Below are 19,044 nucleotides of genomic sequence, written 5' to 3' on the forward strand. Positions count from 1 at the left end.
ATTATGTGGATGATCAGTATAAATAATTTGCTGGAAAATTCCGTTATCACCCCATAAAACACTTCCAAACTGCAGAAAACCCTATGGGGGGGATTCAGCCATTATCAACCCTTCTGAAGTGTCTGTATATTCTCTCTGCCACCGGGCGGTTCATGCCCCTTACCGCAGCAAGTTCCTCCACACTGGCATTCCCTATACCCTCAACACTTCCAAAGTGCTCCAGGAGGGCCCTCTTCCTCCTGGGACCAACACCCCTTATACTGTCGAGTTCTGACTCAAGGGATTTTCTGTCCCTGATCCTCCGGTGGTATTCAACTGCAAACCTGTGGGCCTCGTCACGGAGGTGTCTGAGCAGCTGAAGGGCGCCGTCTGATACCTCAACTGGCTCTGAAAGCCCGGGAAGGTATACATCCTCCTCCCTCTTTGCTATGCCCACAACAGGCAGATCCAGACCACATGACCTGAGGGCATCCAGTGCTGCTGAGAGCTGCCCCTTACCCCCGTCAATCAGCACGAGGTCCGGTTTTTCAGTTTCATCACCTGAGTACCTCCTCATGACGAGTTCCCTCATCATGGCATAGTCATCCGGGCCCCTGGTCCTTATACGGTAGCGGCGGTACATTCCAGGGGCGGGTTTACCATCCAGGAAGACGGCGACTGAACCTGTTGCGTGTTCACCACCAATATTGGATATGTCAAGGCCCTCAATCCGTCTGGGAATGGAGGGGAGCTTGAGTTCACCCTTAAGTTCAAGGAGCGCATCCTTCACCTTACCCTTCTGTTGGAGGATGACGGAGGCGTTCTTCCAGGCGATGTTCAGGAGTCTCCTGCCTGAGCCCCCCTCTGGTGAATGTATCCTGACCTCACCACCCCTGAGCTCAGAGAGCCACTCTGCTATGACCTCATCCCCTACCGGGTACTGCACCAGGATCTCTGAGGGGATATAACGGGGGATTGCATAATACTGCTTGAGGAAGGACTCAAGGATCTCCCTCCTATCTGCTGAGCCCCTCAGCATGAAGTCGTCCTTCCCTGTGATCTTACCGTCACGGATCTGCAGAACCACAACGACGGAGTTATCACCACTTGTCTCCAGGGCCACTATGTCCTGGTCAATGGAGTCTGTGAAGGCCGCATACTGCCTCTCCATAACCTCACGTATTGATTCAATCTGGTCCCGGATAACCGCGGCCCTCTCGAATTCCAGCTTTTCTGAGGCATCGCGCATCTCAGCCTCAAGAGCCTCAATAACCTCCCGGTACCGGCCCTGGAAGAAGAGGTCAACCCTTTCGATGATCTCAAGGTAGTCCTCCCTGCTTATCCCACCATCGCAGGGGGCATGGCAGAGGTCTATCTGGCTGTTGAGGCAGGGCCCATCCATCCTTCTGCAGCTTCTGATTTTGAAGAGGGACTTTATGAACTTCAGGGTCTTCCTCACGGAACCGGTATCGGTGAATGGCCCGTAATACCTTGCACTGTCGCCCCCGATGGTCCTTGTTATGATTACGCGGGGGTATTCCTCATCTGTTATCTTTATGAATGGGTACCTCTTATCATCCTTGAGGCGGACGTTGTAGGGGGCCTGTACCTCTTTATTAGGTTGGATTCAAGGATGAGGGCCTCCTTTTCATTCTCTGTGAGGATGTACTCTATGCTGTCAAGGTGCCTCATCATGACCCTGAGGCGGGGGTTCTCGTGTTCCCTGAAGTAGGATGCGACCCTCTTCCTTATTGAGACCGATTTGCCGACGTAGAGGACCCTGTCGTTTTCATCACGGAATATGTAAACGCCTGTCCTGTCTGGAAGTTTCCCTGGATCCCTGACCCTTGTCAACCTATCATCCCTTTAACATTCTAAGACTGCAGATGTATACTCGATGTATCACTCTTCTAACTGCAAAGGTATATATAATGTGACCTGAAAATATATTTTCACCATAAATGGAGTTTCTCATTTTAAGTGATTTGTGATGAAATTTAAACTGGTATCAGATTACAGACCCCTCGGGGATCAGCCAAAGGCGATAAGGTCCCTTGTTGAGGGTATAAACTCCGGAATGAGGGAGCAGACCCTCCTGGGGGTCACAGGGTCAGGTAAGACCTTCACCATCGCCAATGTCATCGAGGAGGTCCAGAAACCAACGCTGGTCATATCCCACAACAAGACACTGGCTGCCCAGCTCTACGAGGAGTTCAGGGAGTTCTTCCCTGATAACGCGGTGGAGTACTTTGTGAGTTACTATGACTTCTACCAGCCAGAGGCCTACATACCACAGACAGACACCTACATAGACAAGGAGGCCTCAATAAACGATGAGATAGACAGGATGAGGCACTCAGCCACCCAGGCGCTCCTATCAAGGGACGACGTTATAGTGGTATCCAGTGTATCCTGCATCTACGGCATAGGGGCCCCCGCAGATTACGGGGAGTTCACCCTCCACCTTGAGGTGGGCTCAACCATCGGGAGGGAAGAGATCCTCTCAAGCCTTGTCAGCATGCAGTACGAGAGGAACGACGTGGAATTCGACAGGGGCCAGTTCAGGGTTCGCGGCGACACCATAGAGATAAACCCTATCCACGGAACACCACCAATCAGGATAGAGCTGTTCGGGGATGAGGTGGACTCCATATCAACCGTCCACAGGGTAACAGGTAAGAGGCTCCAGAAACTGGACCGCATAACCGTATTCCCTGCCAAGCACTTCGTGATCCCTGAGGACAGACTCCAGAGGGCCATAGAGTCAATAGAGGAGGAACTCGAGGATCGCCTCAGGGAACTCAGGACCCAGAATAAACTCCTTGAGGCCCAGCGCCTGGAGCAGAGGACAAGATTCGACATGGAGATGCTAAGGGAGATGGGCTACTGCCAGGGCATAGAGAACTACTCAATGCACCTAAGCGGCAGGAAGTGGGGTGAGAAACCCAACACCCTCCTTGACTACTTCCCCGATGACTTCCTGACGGTCATCGACGAATCACACGTGACCGTCCCCCAGATAAGGGGAATGTACAATGGTGACCGGGCAAGGAAGGAGACACTCGTTGAGTACGGCTTCAGACTCCCCAGTGCAAAGGAGAACCGCCCGCTACGTTTCGACGAATTCCAGGAGAGCATAAACCAGGTGATCTATGTCTCTGCAACCCCGGGTAAATATGAACTCTCCAGGAGCCAGAACATCGTTGAACAGATCATAAGGCCCACTGGCCTCGTGGACCCGGAGGTCAGGATCCGGCCTGTTAAGGGACAGGTTGACGACCTCCTCTCTGAGATAAGAAGGAGGGTTGAACTTGGCCAGAGGGTTCTCGTAACCACCCTCACCAAGAGGATGGCAGAGGACCTCACCGACTATTATTCACGGGTTGGTGTGAGGGTGAGGTACCTCCACTCAGAGATAGATACCCTTGAGCGTGTTGAGATCATAGACGACCTCAGACGTGGTGAATTCGACTGCCTGGTGGGTGTGAACCTCCTCAGGGAGGGACTGGACCTACCGGAGGTTTCACTGGTGGCGATCCTCGACGCCGACAGGGAGGGCTTCCTCAGATCAGAGACCTCCCTCATACAGACAATCGGTAGGGCCGCCAGGAACGTCAACGGCCAGGTGCTGATATACGCCGACAGACTCACGGACTCTGTTAAGGCCGCGGTTGAGACCACCAACAGGCGGAGAAAGCTCCAGATGGAGTACAACCGCAGGCACGGTATAAAGCCAAGGAGCACAAGAAGGACCCTCAGGGAGAAGAAGGAGAAAGAGGAGCTTAAGGCTGAGGAGATACCCCGGGATGAACTTGAAGTCATAATAAAGGACCTTGAGGCCGAGATGCGTGAGGCCGCAAGGAACCTGGAATTCGAGAGGGCCGCGAGACTCAGGGACCAGATAATGTCCCTTAAGGGGTCCTCATCAAAATAAAACCGAACTTCATATGGAATGAGTGGAGATTCTGAGAGTTATGAGTGGAAAGATAGTTATTAAGGGTGCAAGGGAACACAACCTCCAGAACATTGACCTTGAACTCCCAAGGGATAAATTCATCGTTATAACAGGTATAAGCGGGTCAGGGAAGTCTTCACTGGCCTTTGACACCATATACGCTGAGGGCCAGCGGAGATACGTTGAGTCCCTCTCGGCCTATGCAAGGCAGTTCCTGGGGCAGATGAAGAAGCCCGAGGTGGACTACATAGAGGGCCTCTCACCTGCAATATCCATAGACCAGAAGACCACAAGGGTCAACCCCCGCTCAACCGTGGGGACCATAACAGAGATCTACGACTACCTCCGGCTCCTCTTTGCAAGGATAGGTAAACCCCACTGCTACCTCTGCGGAAGGGAGATAGAGCAGCAGACATCAACCCAGATAGTGGACCGTATAATGGAGGACGATGAGGGCACAAGGATTATCATACTGGCACCGGTGGTGAGGGACAGGAAGGGCGAGCACCAGCGGGTTTTTGAGAGGCTCAGGGAACAGGGCTTCGTAAGGGTCAGGGTTGACGGTGAAATAAGGGACCTTGACGAGGAATTCAACCTTGACAGAAACCGGAAACACTCGGTCGATGTGGTGGTGGACCGCCTTGCTGTTAGAAAGGACACGGAATTCAGGAAGAGACTCGCAGACTCTGTTGAAACAGCCCTGGAGATGGGTGAGGGTACACTCCGGGTTCTCTACCATGACACAGGCCAGGAGAGGGTCTACAGTGAACACTTCGCCTGCCCTGACTGTGGCATAAACTTTGAGGAGATAAGCCCACGGATGTTCTCATTCAACAGCCCCCATGGGGCATGTCCAGAGTGCAATGGGCTTGGAAGCAAACTTGAAATCGACCCTGACCTCGTCGTACCCTACCCTGAGCGCTCCATAAATGAGGGGGCCATAGTACCATGGAGCAGGTCAGGTAAGAGGGACAACTACTACCACCAGATGCTGAGGGCTGTGGCAGAGCACTACGGCTTCAGCCTGGACACCCCCTTCGGTGAACTGGACGAGGAACACAGGAGGGCAGTCCTCTACGGGACAGATGAGAAGATCCAGTTTGTATTCCAGCGTAAAAACAGAACCTACCGTGTTAACAGGCGCTTCGAGGGTGTTATACCCAGGATGGAAAGGATCTACATGGAGACCAAGTCCAACTACATGAGGACCTACATAGGTAAATTCATGAGCAACCATGCATGCCCGGTCTGTAAGGGTAGCAGGTTGAGGCCGGAGAGCCTATCGGTCACTGTGGGTGGAAAATCAATACACGATGTTGTTGAAATGTCAGTGAGCGAGGCCTACAGCTTCTTTGAGGGCCTTGAACTCACCGGGAGGGAGGAGTACATCGCAAGGGAGATCCTCAAGGAGATACGTGAGAGGCTACGGTTTCTGATTGACGTGGGCCTGGACTACCTTACACTTTCAAGGTCCTCAGGCACACTCTCAGGTGGCGAGGCCCAGAGGATAAGGCTTGCAACCCAGATTGGATCGGGCCTTGTGGGGGTACTCTACATCCTGGACGAGCCCAGCATAGGCCTCCACCAGCGGGATAACATGAGGCTGATTGAGACACTCAAGAGGCTCAGGGACCTGGGGAACACCCTCATAGTGGTTGAACACGACGAGGAAACCATACTCTCCGCTGACCACGTGGTTGACATTGGACCCGGTGCCGGGGAACACGGTGGACACGTGGTTGCAGAGGGGACACCCCAGGAGATAATGGAGGACCCGGCATCCCTCACAGGGGCGTATCTGTCGGGCCGGGAAACAATACCTGTACCCGAATTCAGGAGGGGGCATTCAGGGAAGTACCTCACGGTGAGGGGGGCCAGGGCCAACAACCTTAAGGACATTGATGTGAGGATCCCCCTGGGTGTCTTCACCTGTGTTACGGGGGTATCGGGTTCAGGTAAGAGCACACTGGTCAACGAGATACTCTACAGGGGAGTCTATGAGAGGCTCCACCATAAGCACATGAATGCAGGTGAGCACACCGACATCGAGGGCCTTGAGCACATCGATAAGGTTGTGATGATAGACCAGTCACCAATCGGGAGGACACCACGATCAAACCCCGCCACCTATACAGGGGTATTCACCCATATAAGGGAACTCTTCGCCCAGACCCCCGAGGCAAAGAAGAGGGGCTACAGGCCAGGCAGGTTCAGTTTCAACGTCAAGGGAGGCCGCTGTGAGGCCTGCAGTGGTGACGGGATAATCAAGATAGAGATGCACTTCCTTGCAGACGTCTATGTCCCATGTGAGGTCTGCAGGGGTAGAAGGTACAATGAGGAGACCCTTGAGGTAAGATACAGGGGTAAGAACATCGCTGAGGTTCTTGATATGACGGTTGAGGAGGCCCTTGAGTTCTTTGAGAGCATACCCCAGGTGAGGAAGAAGCTGCAGACACTCTATGACGTGGGCCTTGGCTACATAAAGCTGGGTCAGCCAGCCACAACACTCTCGGGTGGTGAGGCCCAGAGGGTCAAACTGGCAAAGGAACTTGGGAGGAAGAGCACCGGGAAAACACTCTACATCCTCGATGAACCAACCACGGGACTCCACTTCGATGACATCAAGAAACTCCTCAATGTCCTGGGAAGGCTTGTGGACGCAGGTAACACAGCCGTTGTGATAGAACACAACCTTGACGTTATAAAGTCTGCGGACCACATCATAGACCTTGGACCTGAGGGAGGTGACAGGGGAGGCCTTGTGGTTGCTGAGGGGACACCTGAGGAGGTTGCTAACTCAGGAACGCACACAGGACGGTTCCTCAGGGATGTCCTCAGCGGTGTACAGAATGAGAGGGTCCCTGTGGGACAGGACACTGGAAAGTAGTGTGTTTGCCTGCTCTCAGTGAGCAGTTTTTATGTTAATTTTTTTATATGGTCTTTTTTAAACCACATGCCTCTTTTATATTCGCTTTTATATTCTTTATCGTAAGATAAAGGTGTTTTACTCTGCTTATCGTAAGATAAAGGTGTTTCACTCCACTCCTTTAAAGGAAATTTTTTATATGATCATCCCCATAAATTTTATGTGGTTATCATGAAATACCGTGAAGACCTTTTGATGATGATTGCAGCGGCAGTTATGATGTTATCCTTCAACTGGATACATGGAATTTTTCTGATTTTACCTCTCATCGCAATCCCAAAACCCTCAGGAAGGGTAATTAAATGGGCTCTTTTTGTTTTTGCAGTATTCATGGCTCTACTCATAATTCAGCCAATGACACGCGCAGTTGGATTCAACATATCAGATGAACTCTTCAGGATAGTCCTCCTGATGCTCTTCACAGTAATGATCGCACTGCTCATTGAAAGGATTGAGAAGGTCCGCTCCCTCAGAAAACTGAACCGTGAACTGGCAAAAAAGGCCGCGGAACTTGAGGATGCCAATAAGGAACTCGAGGCATTTGCATACTCGGTTTCACATGACCTCCGCGTCCCTTTAAGGGCCATTGACGGATTTTCAAGGATACTTGTTGAGGACTATGAGGATAAACTTGATGAGGATGGTCTCAGGGTCATTGGAATAATCAGGGAGAACACGAAGAAGATGGGGCAGCTCATCGATGACATCCTCCTCCTGTCAAGGGCCGGAAGGCAGGAGATGAACCCTGTGACTCTGGACATGAGGGAACTTGCAGAGTCAACCTACCGGGAACTTGCCGCACAGGAAGAAGGAAGGGTCATAGAGTTTTCGGTGGAGGACCTCCCCCCTGCAGTGGCAGACAGGGTACTCATGGGGCAGGTGATGGGTAACCTCCTCTCAAACGCCATAAAATTCACAAGGGACAGAAACCCCGCAAGGATTGAGGTGGGATACATGGACGGGGGCGATGAGCACATCTACTATGTCAGGGATAACGGGGCAGGATTTGACATGAAATATGTGGGAAAACTCTTTGGACTCTTCCAGAGACTCCACAGTCAGGAGGAATTTGAGGGAACCGGCGTGGGCCTCTCAATAGTCCAGAGGATAATAAAGAGGCACGGAGGAAGAGTCTGGGGTGAAGGTGAGGTTGATGCCGGAGCAACAATATACTTCACATTACCAAAGGCGGTGGGATAAATGACAGATGCAGATATACTACTTGTTGAGGACAACCCGACAGACGCTGAACTAACAATAAGGGCACTGAAGAAAAACAACCTTGCAAACAAGCTCCACTGGGTCAAGGATGGTGCAGAGGCCCTTGACTACATATTTGCAAGGGGATCCTACTCTGAGAGGGACCCTGATAACCTCCCGAAGCTCATACTCCTTGACCTCAGGATGCCCAAGGTTGATGGGCTTGAGGTTCTCCAGGAGATTAAGAGAAATGAAAGCACATCCAGAATCCCGGTGGTGGTTTTGACTTCATCCAAGGAGGACCGGGATATAGTTGAGAGCTACAAGCTTGGGGTTAACAGCTACGTGAGCAAACCCGTGGAATTCGATGAATTCATAAACGCGGTTTCAACCCTGGGATTCTACTGGATGATCATAAATCAGCCACCTGAGTAGTTCGCATGGTTTATATTCAGAGGATTTCCAATGTCAGAAAAGGTTAAGGTGCTGATCCTTGAGGATGTCCCCCTTGACGCTGAACTTGTCATAAGGGAGCTTGAGAGGGATGGTATAGACTTCCAACATCTCACAGTTGACAGTGAGGACTCCTTCAGAAGGGCCCTTGAGGAATTCCAGCCAGACATCATCCTGGCCGACCATACCCTCCCCGACTTTGACGGTGTATCAGCCCTGAGGATAGTGAGGGAGAGAGATAATATCCCCTTCATATTCGTGAGTGGAAAGATTGGGGAGGAATTTGCCGTTGAGATGCTGAAGGCGGGGGCAACAGATTATGTACTCAAAAATAACCTTTCAAAGTTACCCCTGGCTTTCAGAAGGGCCCTTCAGGAAGCAGAAGAGGAGAGAAAGGTCCGTGAGGCTCAGAGGGCCCTTAAAGAGAGTGAAAGGAAGTACAGGGCCCTCTTTGAGAAATCAGGTAACCCCATATTAATATGTTCACCCGACGGCACCATAATTGATGTTAACCCTGCTGCAGCGGGATTTCTGAAATCATTTGCTGATGATATAATCGGCAGAAACATCAGTGAATGGATCAGTGAGGAGGACTTCAAGAGGCTCATGGGGGACTGCGAGGGTGGCCCTATGAAGTTCACGGTGGGTCTACGGGGCCGCACCCTTGATGTATCCGTAACAGCGGTTGAGGTGGATGATGAGAAACTTATATACCTGATGGGTAAGGATATCACGGTCCAGAAGAGGATTGAAAAGGAACTTAAGGCCAGCAAGGAGGAGTACAGGGTAATATTTGAGAATACAGGTACCCTCACAATTATCTGTGGCAGTGATATGGTGATAGAGCTTGCAAACAGTGCCTTTGAAAGGTTTTCTGGCTACAGCAAGGGGGAAATACAGGGTTACATGAAGCTCACGGACTTTGTGGATCCCTCTGATGCAGGGCGTATAGAGGCATACCACAGGTTAATGTCCGTTAACCCTGATGCCATACCAAAGAACTTTGAGCTCACACTCAAAAACAGGAGGGGTGAGGAGAGGAACTTCTTTGCAACGACGGTCACCATCCCGGGAAGCAAGAAATGTCTCCTCTCCCTCATGGATATAACCCATAAGAAGTCGGTTGAGAAGCGCCTTCGAGAATCCCTCAGGGAGAAGGAGCTGCTCCTCAGGGAGATACATCACCGGGTCAAGAACAACCTCCAGATAATCTCAACTCTCCTGATGCTGCAGGCATCCATCACAGGAGACCCCCGCCTGAGGGAACTCTACATGGATAGCCAGCACAGGATAGAAGCCATATCGCTCATACATGAAAAGCTCTACGAGTCAAGGGACCTATCACGGGTCAACCTCAGGGACTACATCAAGACACTTCTCAGTGACCTCCTTGACTCATACGGTGCAGATAGAAGTGAGATAGATGTGAGAATCCGCGTGGATGATGTTATGCTTAACATCGAAACAGCAATTCCCTGTGGTCTCATAGTGAATGAACTTGTAACCAACAGTATAAAGTACGCGTTCCCTGATGATGGAGGAGAAATCACGGTGGAGGTTCACAGAAATGGTGACCTTTACACCCTCATCGTTTCAGATAATGGTGTGGGATTGCCAGAGGACCTTGACCTTGAGAATACCAGCACTCTGGGTCTAAGGATTGTGAGGAACCTTGTGGATCAGATAAATGGTGAACTCAGGATAGAGAGGCCTGCCAGGTTCACTGTGAAGTTCCGTGAGGTTGAGTACAGTAAGAGGTTTTAGGTTCAGGATGTGCCCTGCTTTTAAACTGCCACAGGCGGCTTAAAGGTCAGATTTCACATCAAATTTTAAGTTTCAGTGATTCCAGAATGATTGAGGATCATCTGAATTAAAAAGACCTTGGGGAGATTTTATGGCAAGAATTCTTGTTGTTGAGGACGAGGCCATAGTTGCGATGGGTATAAGACACAAGCTTGAGACAATGGGCCATGAGGTGGTGGATACCGTCTCAACAGGCAGGGACGCCATAAGGGCAAGTAAGATACATGAACCGGACCTTGTCCTCATGGATATAGTTCTCAAGGGTGAAATGGATGGGATAGAGGCCGCAAGGGAGATAAGGGACCGCTTTAACATCCCCATAATCTACCTCACAGCCTACGCCGATGAGGAGATGCTGGCACGTGCAAAGATAACGGAGCCCTACGGGTACATTGTGAAACCCTTCAAATCGTCTGAACTCAACGCCAACATTGAGATGGCAATATACCGGCACAGGTCTGCCATGAGGGAAATGGAACTCATGAGGAAGAGGATAATCTCAGACTTCTACAACTTCATCCTCAATGCAATGCCCTCACCAGATGCCGACCGGGATGAGATCAGGGAATTGTTATCAGGGATATTCAGGGATAGGATCATATCTGAACTTAAACCCGGATTTGAATCATATATGGAGGAATCCCCCTACGAGGACACACTTGAGGCATACCTTGCGTGGGTTGCAGATGTATTTGAGAACTTCACTATCAGGGTGGGCTTTCTTGAGGATGATGAGAATGTCTACGTTGAATTTGAGAACTGTCCATGGATTGATGATGCAGGGAAGAACCCTGGATTCTGCCTCAACTGTGAGGCCATTCTCAAGCTGAGCTGGGACTGGAGTGGACTTCCTGGTGATTTCAGGGCACTTGACCATATTGCTGATGGATCAGAGAGGTGCCTCTTCAGGTTCAGCGTGAAGTGATCGTTTCGCTGGACTCAAAAACCATATACCCCACACAAACCTTTCAAAGGTTCAGGTTGAAATAATCTTCTAAGTGGTCTTTAATGAGGAGAACGGGTATCGCAAATCTCCCCCTCCATGGGGGTCATCCACCTGCCTGGCTCATGAGGAGGATGGTCGAACTCTCAGGTGCCATAGCTGAGGTTATAATTGAGGAGTACGGGACCTCTGAGTTCATATCAAGGATATCCGACCCCTTCTGGTTTCAGGCCTTCTCCTGCACCATCGGATTTGACTGGCACTCTTCAGGGACAACAACAACTACTTGCGGGGCCCTAAAATCTGCACTTGACCCCAAAAGGCACGGTATACTGGTTGCAGGTGGTAAGGGAAGAGCTTCCCGCATGACACCAGGGGAAATTGAGGCTGCAGGGAAACTCTTTGACCTTGATTCCTCTCAACTGGTTTATTCCAGCAGGATAGCTGCCAGGGTGGATGGTAACTGTATACAGGACGGTTTCAGCCTCTACCAGCACACCTTCCTTGTTGACGCCGATGGTGAGTGGGCTGTTGTACAGCAGGGACTCAACCCTGATGGAGGATATGCCAGGAGGTACCACTGGCTTGGTTCAGGGGTTGGGGATTATGTTGACTCACCCCACAGCGGGATATCATCGGATAGGACCATGGGGAAGGTCCTTGACATGACCTCACCCACAAGTAGTGGCGCCCGTGAAGTTAGTGTTGACATCGTCTGCGATGGCCCCTCACACCTCAGGGGTTACCTAACAGGACAGAGGACACTCTTTGACTTCAATGTACTTGACATGCCCGGACACCATGAGGTTCTACCTGTGGACCTCACAGAGAGGGACATGGCTGTCCTTGAAAGGGCACACGAGATCCAGCCTAGAAACTATGAGGAACTTGTCATGATTGACGGCCTTGGACCCAAAAAGATCAGGGCCCTGGCCCTTGTTGCCGACCTCGTATACGGTGAGGAGGTAAGCTGGAGGGATCCTGTGAAATACAGCTATGCACATGGCGGCAAGGACGGATACCCGTACCCCGTGGATAGGGATACATATGACAGCACAGTGGATTATCTTAAGGGTGCTCTTGAGGAGGCCAGAATTGACAGAAGGGATCGCCTTAGGGCACTTGAGTCACTTGAAAGATTCTTGAGGGTTTAGTTTTTTTCATTCTTCAGGGTTTAGGTTTTGATGTTCGTCTTCTCAGTAAGTTTTAAGTTTTACTCCAGAAAGATTATATTATTCACTGTTATGACCTATGAGGTGATGGTTTGGTTCAGCGAGTTCTTGTGATTTCAAACATGTATCCAGGTAAGGAAAATGTATCCTTCGGTAGTTTCATCAGGGTCCACGTGGATGCATTCAAACGTTACACGGATGTTGAACAGTTCGTTGTTGCAAACACAGATCAGAGGAAGGGTAAGGGTAGGCTGATATGCAAGTACAGCTCCCTGCTGATTAGATCCATATGGTCTTCCATTTCAAAGAGGTTCGATGTGATCCATGCACATTATGCCTTCCCAACTGGCTTCATAGGGTTAATATGTCACTGGATAACCAGAAAACCCCTGGTCATAACTGTCCACGGCGGCGATATTAACAATCTTGCAAAAAGGAATCGTCTTCTCTTTAAGGTCACGGCTTTTGTCCTCAGAAGGGCAGCTGCAGTTATAGCTGTAAGCAGGGACATAAGGGATAAACTCGTGACAGAATTCAACGTTGATGAGGATAGGGTTCATATAATAAATATGGGGGTCAACAGAGAAATTTTCCGGCCAATGGAGAAGAGTGAAACCCGCGAAAAACTTGGTTTAAATAATGATAAAAGGATAATCCTGTTTGTTGGTAACATTATACCCCGAAAGGGGGTTCTGTATCTCCTTGAAGCCATGAGGAATGTTGATGCGGGTGATGTTCAGTGCATAGTTCTGGGGGCCCCTGTGGATACAGGATACATGAATAGGCTCACAGAAATCGCTGATTCACTGGATGCTGATGTGAGGTTCATGGAACCTGTGCCATACGAGGAGGTCGCCCTCTGGATGAACGCGGCTGATATTTTTGTTCTACCCTCCCTTGAGGAACCCTTTGGTCTTGTGGCCCTTGAAGCCCTTGCCTGTGGAACCCCAACCATTGCAACATTGGTTGGAGGTCTCAGGGAATTTGTAAGGGACTCTGAGACAGGCTACAGTGTACCGCCCAGGGATTCTGCTGCAATTGCAGAGAAGATAAACCATATCCTTGACCCTGATAACAGAGAGGAGGTTGAGGCGATCAGAGAGAGGGGCCTTGCAGTGGCAGATTCATTCAGCACAGAGAAGCAGGTGAGGCGGATACTTGAAGTTTACAGGGAGGTTTCATAGATCTCCCTCTGATAATTTATATCAGGTTATTTCATTCTGAAATTAGTGATATGTTTGTTTTTTAGCTGTCTTCTTTGTTTTTGCGTGATTCTATCCTGAAGATCTTTCGCTGCCAGATTCACGGGAATTTAAAGAGAAAAATTTTTATTACTTTTCTAGATTTCATATGCTTATAAGTAATACTTGGATTTTTTTAGTAATTATTAAATACCCTGCTGAGATACACCCAGATGGTGATAGGTTGGATACAGCATACTTTCCGTTTACAGCAATCACAGGCCAGGAGATGCTGAAGAAGGCCCTCGTCCTCAACGCAGTAAACCCTGCAATAGGCGGTGTCCTGATACGGGGGATAAGGGTACAGGAAAGTCAACTGCAGTGAGGGCCCTGAGTGACATTCTTCCAGAAAGAAACATCGTGGATGGCTGCAGGTTCGGATGCGACCCTGATGGATCTGAACTATGCATGGAGTGCCAGGAAAAACTTAAAATGCAGGGAAAGCTTCAGGTGAGGTCCGCGAAGATGGAGGTTGTCGACCTTCCTGTTTCGGCAACAGAGGACATGGTGGTGGGAACCCTCGACATAAGGAGGGCGCTCCATGAGGGAATAAAGGCCCTTGAGCCAGGATTACTTGCAAGGGCCAATGGAAACATCCTCTACATCGACGAGGTCAACCTCCTCGATGACCATGTGGTCAACGTTTTACTTGACGCAGCAGCCATGGGTGTGAACATAGTTGAACGTGAGGGCATATCTGTGAGACACCCCTCAAGGTTCATACTTGCAGGTACCATGAACCCTGAGGAGGGGGACCTAAGGCCCCAGATAATTGACAGATTCGGTTTAAGTGTGGATGTGGAGGCCCTCACTGACCCAATGAGAGGATAAATGTCATAAAGCAGGCACTTGATTTCCAGAGGACCCTGAGGACAACCACATCCTGAAGCACAACCTTGAGGACGGAACTGTGAAGGTTCCCGCAAGGATATTTGGACCGGTGCCATTGGAGTATGCAAGCACACTAACCCGAAATCATCGATGACGGAAGCTGGAACTCTGAGGATGAACTTGCATCCACCTACATGGAGGAGATGTGTTACGCCCACCTTCCTGGCGGTGTCAGGGAGGCCGGGGATGAGTTCAGGAGGAACCTCCAGAGGGTGGAGGTGGTGGCCCAGGAGAGGGACAACGTGGAGTACGAGGTGACAGACCTAGACCACTACTATGAATTCATGGGTGGCCTCACATCATCCATAAGGAGCCTTGGAGGTTCATGCAGCGTGAGGGTTGTGGACTCAACTGAGGACGAGCTCTACGTTGAGGGCCTTGAGGAAGTCATAGGGAGGGCTGCAAGGTGCAGGGTCCTCAACCCCCGCTGGCTTGACGGGATGCTGGCCCATGATTATCACGGGGCAAAAAACATCAAGGACCGTGTGGAGCACCTCCTGGGCTTCTCAGCCACAACAGGGGCTGTGGAGAACTGGGTATATGATGATGTTGCAGAGACACTGATACTTGACGATGAAATGAGGAGAAGGATCACAGAGAACAACCCCTTTGCAGCGGTCCGTATGGGTGAGATACTCCTTGAAACGGCTGAGAGGGGCTACTGGGACGCACCGGATGAGGTGATTGAGAGGATAAGGGAGATGGTTCTCAACATTGAATATGAACTTGAGTAATGGGTTCATATACGGATTCACTCAATATTACCGGGAAAGAAGAAGAACATTCATTGAGGTACCCCTTTTTTTCTTTAACATAGAAGGTTTAATATACCAAGAAAAGCAATATACATATACATGCCATCTGCCCTTGTCGTTGAGGATGAGGCAGTGACCGCACTTGAACTTGTAAGGCTGCTTGAATCATGGGGATATGATGCGGTTTCTGTGAGTACCGGGGAGGAAGCCATTGAAACCGCCCTCAGGATGAAACCCGACATCATCCTCATGGACATAGTCCTCCAGTCAGAGATTGATGGAGTAAGGGCCGCAAGCGCCATAAAGAGGGTCATTGATGTGCCTGTGGTGTTCCTCACAGCATATTCCAGCCGCAAGATATTCGAGAGGGCATCTGAAGTTGAGCCGGACGCCTATCTCCTGAAACCCTTCAATTCAAGGGAACTTGCATACGCCCTTGAACTCGCCCTGTACAAGAACAAGATGCAGAAACTCCTCTCCCATGCCAACAGAAGGTACCAGCAGATACTGGATACAACGGGTGAGGGAGTCTGTATATTCAGTTCAGATGGAATTATACAGTACTGCAATAAGAGGATGGCTGACTTTTTATCCTGCAGACGCGGGGACATTACGGGAAAAAGCATCTTTGATTTTGTCCACCCTGGAGACAGGAAAACAATGGAGCGTATTTTTGATTCCTGCCGTAGGGGCGTATCAGGGGAGCGTGAGATCCGCTTCAGGGCATCTGATGGTACCACGAAATGGATGATCCTCTCAGGCCACCCCATAACTGAGTCGTCCCAGTTCAAGGGCGGCTTCTGCATGTTCCGGGATGTAACAGGGCAGAAGATGGTTGAGAGACGTCTTAGAAAGACAAACAGATGCCTGGAGCTTCTGAGCAGAATTAACCTTAAGGCGGCGGTTTCAACCGATCCATCTGAACTCATGAAAGGTATATGCAAACTCCTGGTTGATGGGGGATACTCCCATGCATCATTCAGGACACCTGATGGTGTTACTGAAGGTGAGGGCCCAATACATGATGTCGATCTGAGGGAAGGCATCCACAAAGGTAAGGGCGGGTCAACCGCGGTCATCCAGCTGGAGAACTGCAAAAACCCACTCTACCTCGTGGTTTCAGCGATGAGGATAATCGATGATGCGGAGATGAAATTCCTCAGGGAAATTGCCTCAAGCACAGCAGAGACCCTCAGGAGAATCACCTCAGAAAGTGAACTTGATTCCATTTCAACCAGATACCGTGAGATCTTCGAGAATGCAGGGGACGCCATATTCCTAGCGAAGGATGAAAAAATAATCGATTGTAACAGAACCGCCCTGGAACTCTTCAGGGCCGAAAAGGATGAAATAAAGGGCAAACACCCATGGGAACTCTCACCTGAGTACCAGAGGGATGGGAAGTCCTCAGAATTGGCCCATGCCATTATTGAAAGGGTAATGTCCGGTGAGAGGTGTGAATTCGACTGGCTCCACAGGAAAATCACAGGTGAGGTTTTCCCCACAAGGGTTACCCTCAACAGGTCAGGGGACCTTGTTATGGGCATAGTCAGGGACATGACAGACCTCTACAGAGCCCATAAAAAACTTAGAACTGAACACAGAAAATTCAGAGACCTCCTTGAGTCAATACCAGACCCCACATTCGCAATTGACACCGATGGAAGGGTTATAGCCTGGAACAGGGAAATGGAAAAGCTCACAGGTATAAAAAAGGAGGATATAATTGGCGATGGTGACAGGGCATACGCAATTCCATTTTACGGTAAGAGAACCCCGGGACTTCTTGAGTTCATTTTAAAATCTGAAGATGCCCCTGAAAGGTACAGGAATATCAGAAGGGATGGGAATTCAATCTACGCTGAGGTCCATGTGGGGCACATGGGAAGGCACTTCCAGATCAAGGCATCCCCAATATACGATGAACATGAAGAGGTTATAGGTGCCGTGGAGATACTGCGGGATGTTACAGATTACATTGAGACCAAGAAGAAACTCGAGAAATCACGGGAAAGTTACAGGACAATATTTGAAAACAGGGCCACCCCGACTGCAGTTACAGACAGGGACTTCAATATTCTGAGGACAAACAGGGTCTTTAAAGAGATCTTCGGCAGATCTGAGGGAATCAATATGGCCGATATCATCCATAAGGGTGACCTTGAGAAACTCCATGAACTCCAGGACAAATGCCGGGCACTCCTCAGGATGAAGGCCGATGATAGGATTCTCCACATGATAGTCCACAGGGGTGATATTCCAGGTTCAGGTCAGGTTGTGCTGAGCTTCAATGATATAACAAAACTCAAAATGTCCCAGCACAAGCTGAGGGATGAACTAAGGGTCAGGATGGTTCTAAGTGAGATATACCCCCATGCGGTTTCCGCTGAGAGTATAGAGGAATTCACAGAGTACATACTTGATGCCGCATGCCAGGTTACAGGTGCAGAGAAGGGTGCCATAAGGCTTAAAAACAGAAAGGAACTTCTGGTATCAGGCAGCCTCAGTAATGAGGAAATTGAGGCAATTTCAGAGGATGGAATCTCATCTGCAGGGGACACCATACGTTTCAGTTCATCATCGGGGGATATGAAATCTGAGATAATCCTCATGGGCGAAAATTTCCATAAATCAGACCTGAGGGCGGTTAAACACCTTTCACAGTATTACCTCCTGGCCGTGAGGCAGCTGGCCTACAGGAAGAGGATGATGGAACATCAGAATCATCTGAGGCTCATAAATGTCATACTCAAATCTGCGGAGACAGATGATCCAGGTATCTTCATGGAACGGGTTCTTGATGCCATCATAAGGTGCCCTGAATTCAGATCAGCGGCAGCCTACATTGAACCCGACCTGCGACTGGAGAGGGGAATGGATGCCCCTGAAGACATTTCTGATTTCCCTGAAATTAAACTGCATGAAAATTTTGCTGAAATACCCATAATAGTCGATGACGAGGTTAAGGGAACCCTTAAACTGGGTTTAAAGGACGATGAAATCCCAGAAAAAACTGAATTCCTTGAGATACTTGGAGCTGAAATCTCTGATGGAATTCAGAGAATAATGATGCACAGGCAGATCGTCGAATCCCTCTATGAAAAGGAGGTGCTTCTCCGGGAAATACACCACCGGGTCAAGAACAACCTCCAGATAGTTGCAAGCCTACTCTCACTCCAGTCAGCCTACACAGACAACCCTGAAATCCTGAATATCCTCAGGGATAGTCAGCTGCGGGTAAGGACAATGGCGGTCGCCCATGAAAAGATATACCAGTCAAAGGCCATATCCACCATAAACCTCGGGGAATACCTCAGAACACTTGCAGATGAGATGGTCACACTCCAGTCAAACGACAGAAGATTCATAGAACTCGAGTTTGAATACGACGATATCATGGTGGAGATGGAGAGATGCATCCCCCTTGGCCTTATAACAAATGAGATAATCTCAAATTCGGTTAAACACGCCTTCACAGGGGATAGGGGTAAAATAAGCATATCAATCAGAAAAACCGGTGATAACTGTGTCCTTGAGATATCTGATAATGGCAGGGGCCTTCCAGCGGACTTCAACATAGAGGAACTCAAATCCCTTGGAATGCAGCTTGTGGCAAACCTCGTAAGACAGATCGATGGTGAACTTGAATACGGAAACCGTGATGGGGCCTGCTTCAGGATAACCTTCCCAATTATTGATAGTGCCTCATAATAACCTGCTTTTTGC

Annotated in this window: 12 protein-coding genes and 1 pseudogene; 12 read left to right on the forward strand and 1 reads right to left on the reverse strand. The window is 49.7% G+C overall.

Features of this window, described 5'->3' with window-relative positions:
• Positions 1-94: 94 nt before the first annotated feature.
• Positions 95-1,833: pseudogene (uvrC, locus tag AB9H23_RS02825) on the reverse strand (excinuclease ABC subunit UvrC).
• Positions 1,834-1,966: 133 nt separating this feature from the next.
• Between uvrC and uvrB the strand changes: the two are divergent.
• The 12 genes from uvrB to AB9H23_RS02885 all read left to right on the forward strand — a co-directional run bounded on the left by uvrB (position 1,967) and on the right by AB9H23_RS02885 (position 19,029).
• The gene (gene uvrB / locus AB9H23_RS02830) at positions 1,967-3,913 is read left to right on the forward strand and encodes an excinuclease ABC subunit UvrB (RefSeq protein WP_321211914.1); all 1,947 of its coding nucleotides are present in this window, start codon (positions 1,967-1,969) and stop codon (positions 3,911-3,913) included.
• A gap of 40 nt (positions 3,914-3,953) precedes the next feature.
• A complete protein-coding gene (gene uvrA / locus AB9H23_RS02835) occupies positions 3,954-6,821 on the forward strand; it encodes an excinuclease ABC subunit UvrA (RefSeq protein WP_370005920.1) in 2,868 nt (955 codons plus the stop codon).
• A 210-nt stretch (positions 6,822-7,031) separates the two neighbouring features.
• A complete protein-coding gene (locus AB9H23_RS02840) occupies positions 7,032-8,060 on the forward strand; it encodes an ATP-binding protein (RefSeq protein WP_321211916.1) in 1,029 nt (342 codons plus the stop codon).
• On the forward strand, positions 8,061-8,495 hold the full coding sequence (locus tag AB9H23_RS02845; RefSeq protein ID WP_300479176.1) for a response regulator: 435 nt from the start codon (positions 8,061-8,063) through the stop codon (positions 8,493-8,495).
• A gap of 30 nt (positions 8,496-8,525) precedes the next feature.
• On the forward strand, positions 8,526-10,277 hold the full coding sequence (locus AB9H23_RS02850; RefSeq protein ID WP_321211917.1) for a histidine kinase dimerization/phosphoacceptor domain -containing protein: 1,752 nt from the start codon (positions 8,526-8,528) through the stop codon (positions 10,275-10,277).
• Positions 10,278-10,407: 130 nt separating this feature from the next.
• Positions 10,408-11,241, forward strand: a complete 834-nt coding sequence (locus AB9H23_RS02855; protein WP_370005448.1) for a methanogen output domain 1-containing protein — start codon at positions 10,408-10,410, stop codon at positions 11,239-11,241.
• An 83-nt stretch (positions 11,242-11,324) separates the two neighbouring features.
• Positions 11,325-12,413: a DUF763 domain-containing protein gene (locus AB9H23_RS02860; protein WP_370005449.1), complete on the forward strand. Its 1,089-nt coding sequence runs from the start codon at positions 11,325-11,327 to the stop codon at positions 12,411-12,413.
• 110 nt (positions 12,414-12,523) lie between these two features.
• Positions 12,524-13,615: a glycosyltransferase family 4 protein gene (locus tag AB9H23_RS02865; RefSeq protein WP_370005451.1), complete on the forward strand. Its 1,092-nt coding sequence runs from the start codon at positions 12,524-12,526 to the stop codon at positions 13,613-13,615.
• 241 nt (positions 13,616-13,856) lie between these two features.
• A complete protein-coding gene (locus AB9H23_RS02870) occupies positions 13,857-13,997 on the forward strand; it encodes a hypothetical protein (RefSeq protein WP_321211921.1) in 141 nt (46 codons plus the stop codon).
• Complete coding sequence (locus tag AB9H23_RS02875) at positions 13,994-14,503, forward strand: ATP-binding protein (RefSeq protein WP_370005453.1); 510 nt, start codon at positions 13,994-13,996, stop codon at positions 14,501-14,503. The genes AB9H23_RS02870 and AB9H23_RS02875 overlap by 4 nt, the downstream gene beginning before the upstream one ends.
• A gap of 194 nt (positions 14,504-14,697) precedes the next feature.
• Positions 14,698-15,297: a cobaltochelatase subunit CobN gene (locus tag AB9H23_RS02880; protein WP_370005455.1), complete on the forward strand. Its 600-nt coding sequence runs from the start codon at positions 14,698-14,700 to the stop codon at positions 15,295-15,297.
• Positions 15,298-15,417: 120 nt separating this feature from the next.
• Complete coding sequence (locus AB9H23_RS02885) at positions 15,418-19,029, forward strand: PAS domain S-box protein (RefSeq protein WP_370005457.1); 3,612 nt, start codon at positions 15,418-15,420, stop codon at positions 19,027-19,029.
• Positions 19,030-19,044 lie beyond the last annotated feature (15 nt).

This window comes from Methanothermobacter sp. KEPCO 2 (genome assembly GCF_041228365.1).
Classification (GTDB): domain Archaea; phylum Methanobacteriota; class Methanobacteria; order Methanobacteriales; family Methanothermobacteraceae; genus Methanothermobacter; species Methanothermobacter marburgensis.

What these genes read in the sequence shown, in the direction of transcription:
- uvrA (WP_370005920.1), top strand. Translation starts at nt 3,954, where the DNA reads ATGAGTGGAAAGATAGTTATTAAGGGTGCAAGGGAACACAACCTCCAG.
- AB9H23_RS02840 (WP_321211916.1), top strand. Translation starts at nt 7,032, where the DNA reads ATGAAATACCGTGAAGACCTTTTGATGATGATTGCAGCGGCAGTTATG.
- AB9H23_RS02845 (WP_300479176.1), top strand. Translation starts at nt 8,061, where the DNA reads ATGACAGATGCAGATATACTACTTGTTGAGGACAACCCGACAGACGCT.
- AB9H23_RS02850 (WP_321211917.1), top strand. Translation starts at nt 8,526, where the DNA reads ATGTCAGAAAAGGTTAAGGTGCTGATCCTTGAGGATGTCCCCCTTGAC.
- AB9H23_RS02855 (WP_370005448.1), top strand. Translation starts at nt 10,408, where the DNA reads ATGGCAAGAATTCTTGTTGTTGAGGACGAGGCCATAGTTGCGATGGGT.
- AB9H23_RS02860 (WP_370005449.1), top strand. Translation starts at nt 11,325, where the DNA reads ATGAGGAGAACGGGTATCGCAAATCTCCCCCTCCATGGGGGTCATCCA.
- AB9H23_RS02880 (WP_370005455.1), top strand. Translation starts at nt 14,698, where the DNA reads ATGGAGGAGATGTGTTACGCCCACCTTCCTGGCGGTGTCAGGGAGGCC.
- AB9H23_RS02885 (WP_370005457.1), top strand. Translation starts at nt 15,418, where the DNA reads ATGCCATCTGCCCTTGTCGTTGAGGATGAGGCAGTGACCGCACTTGAA.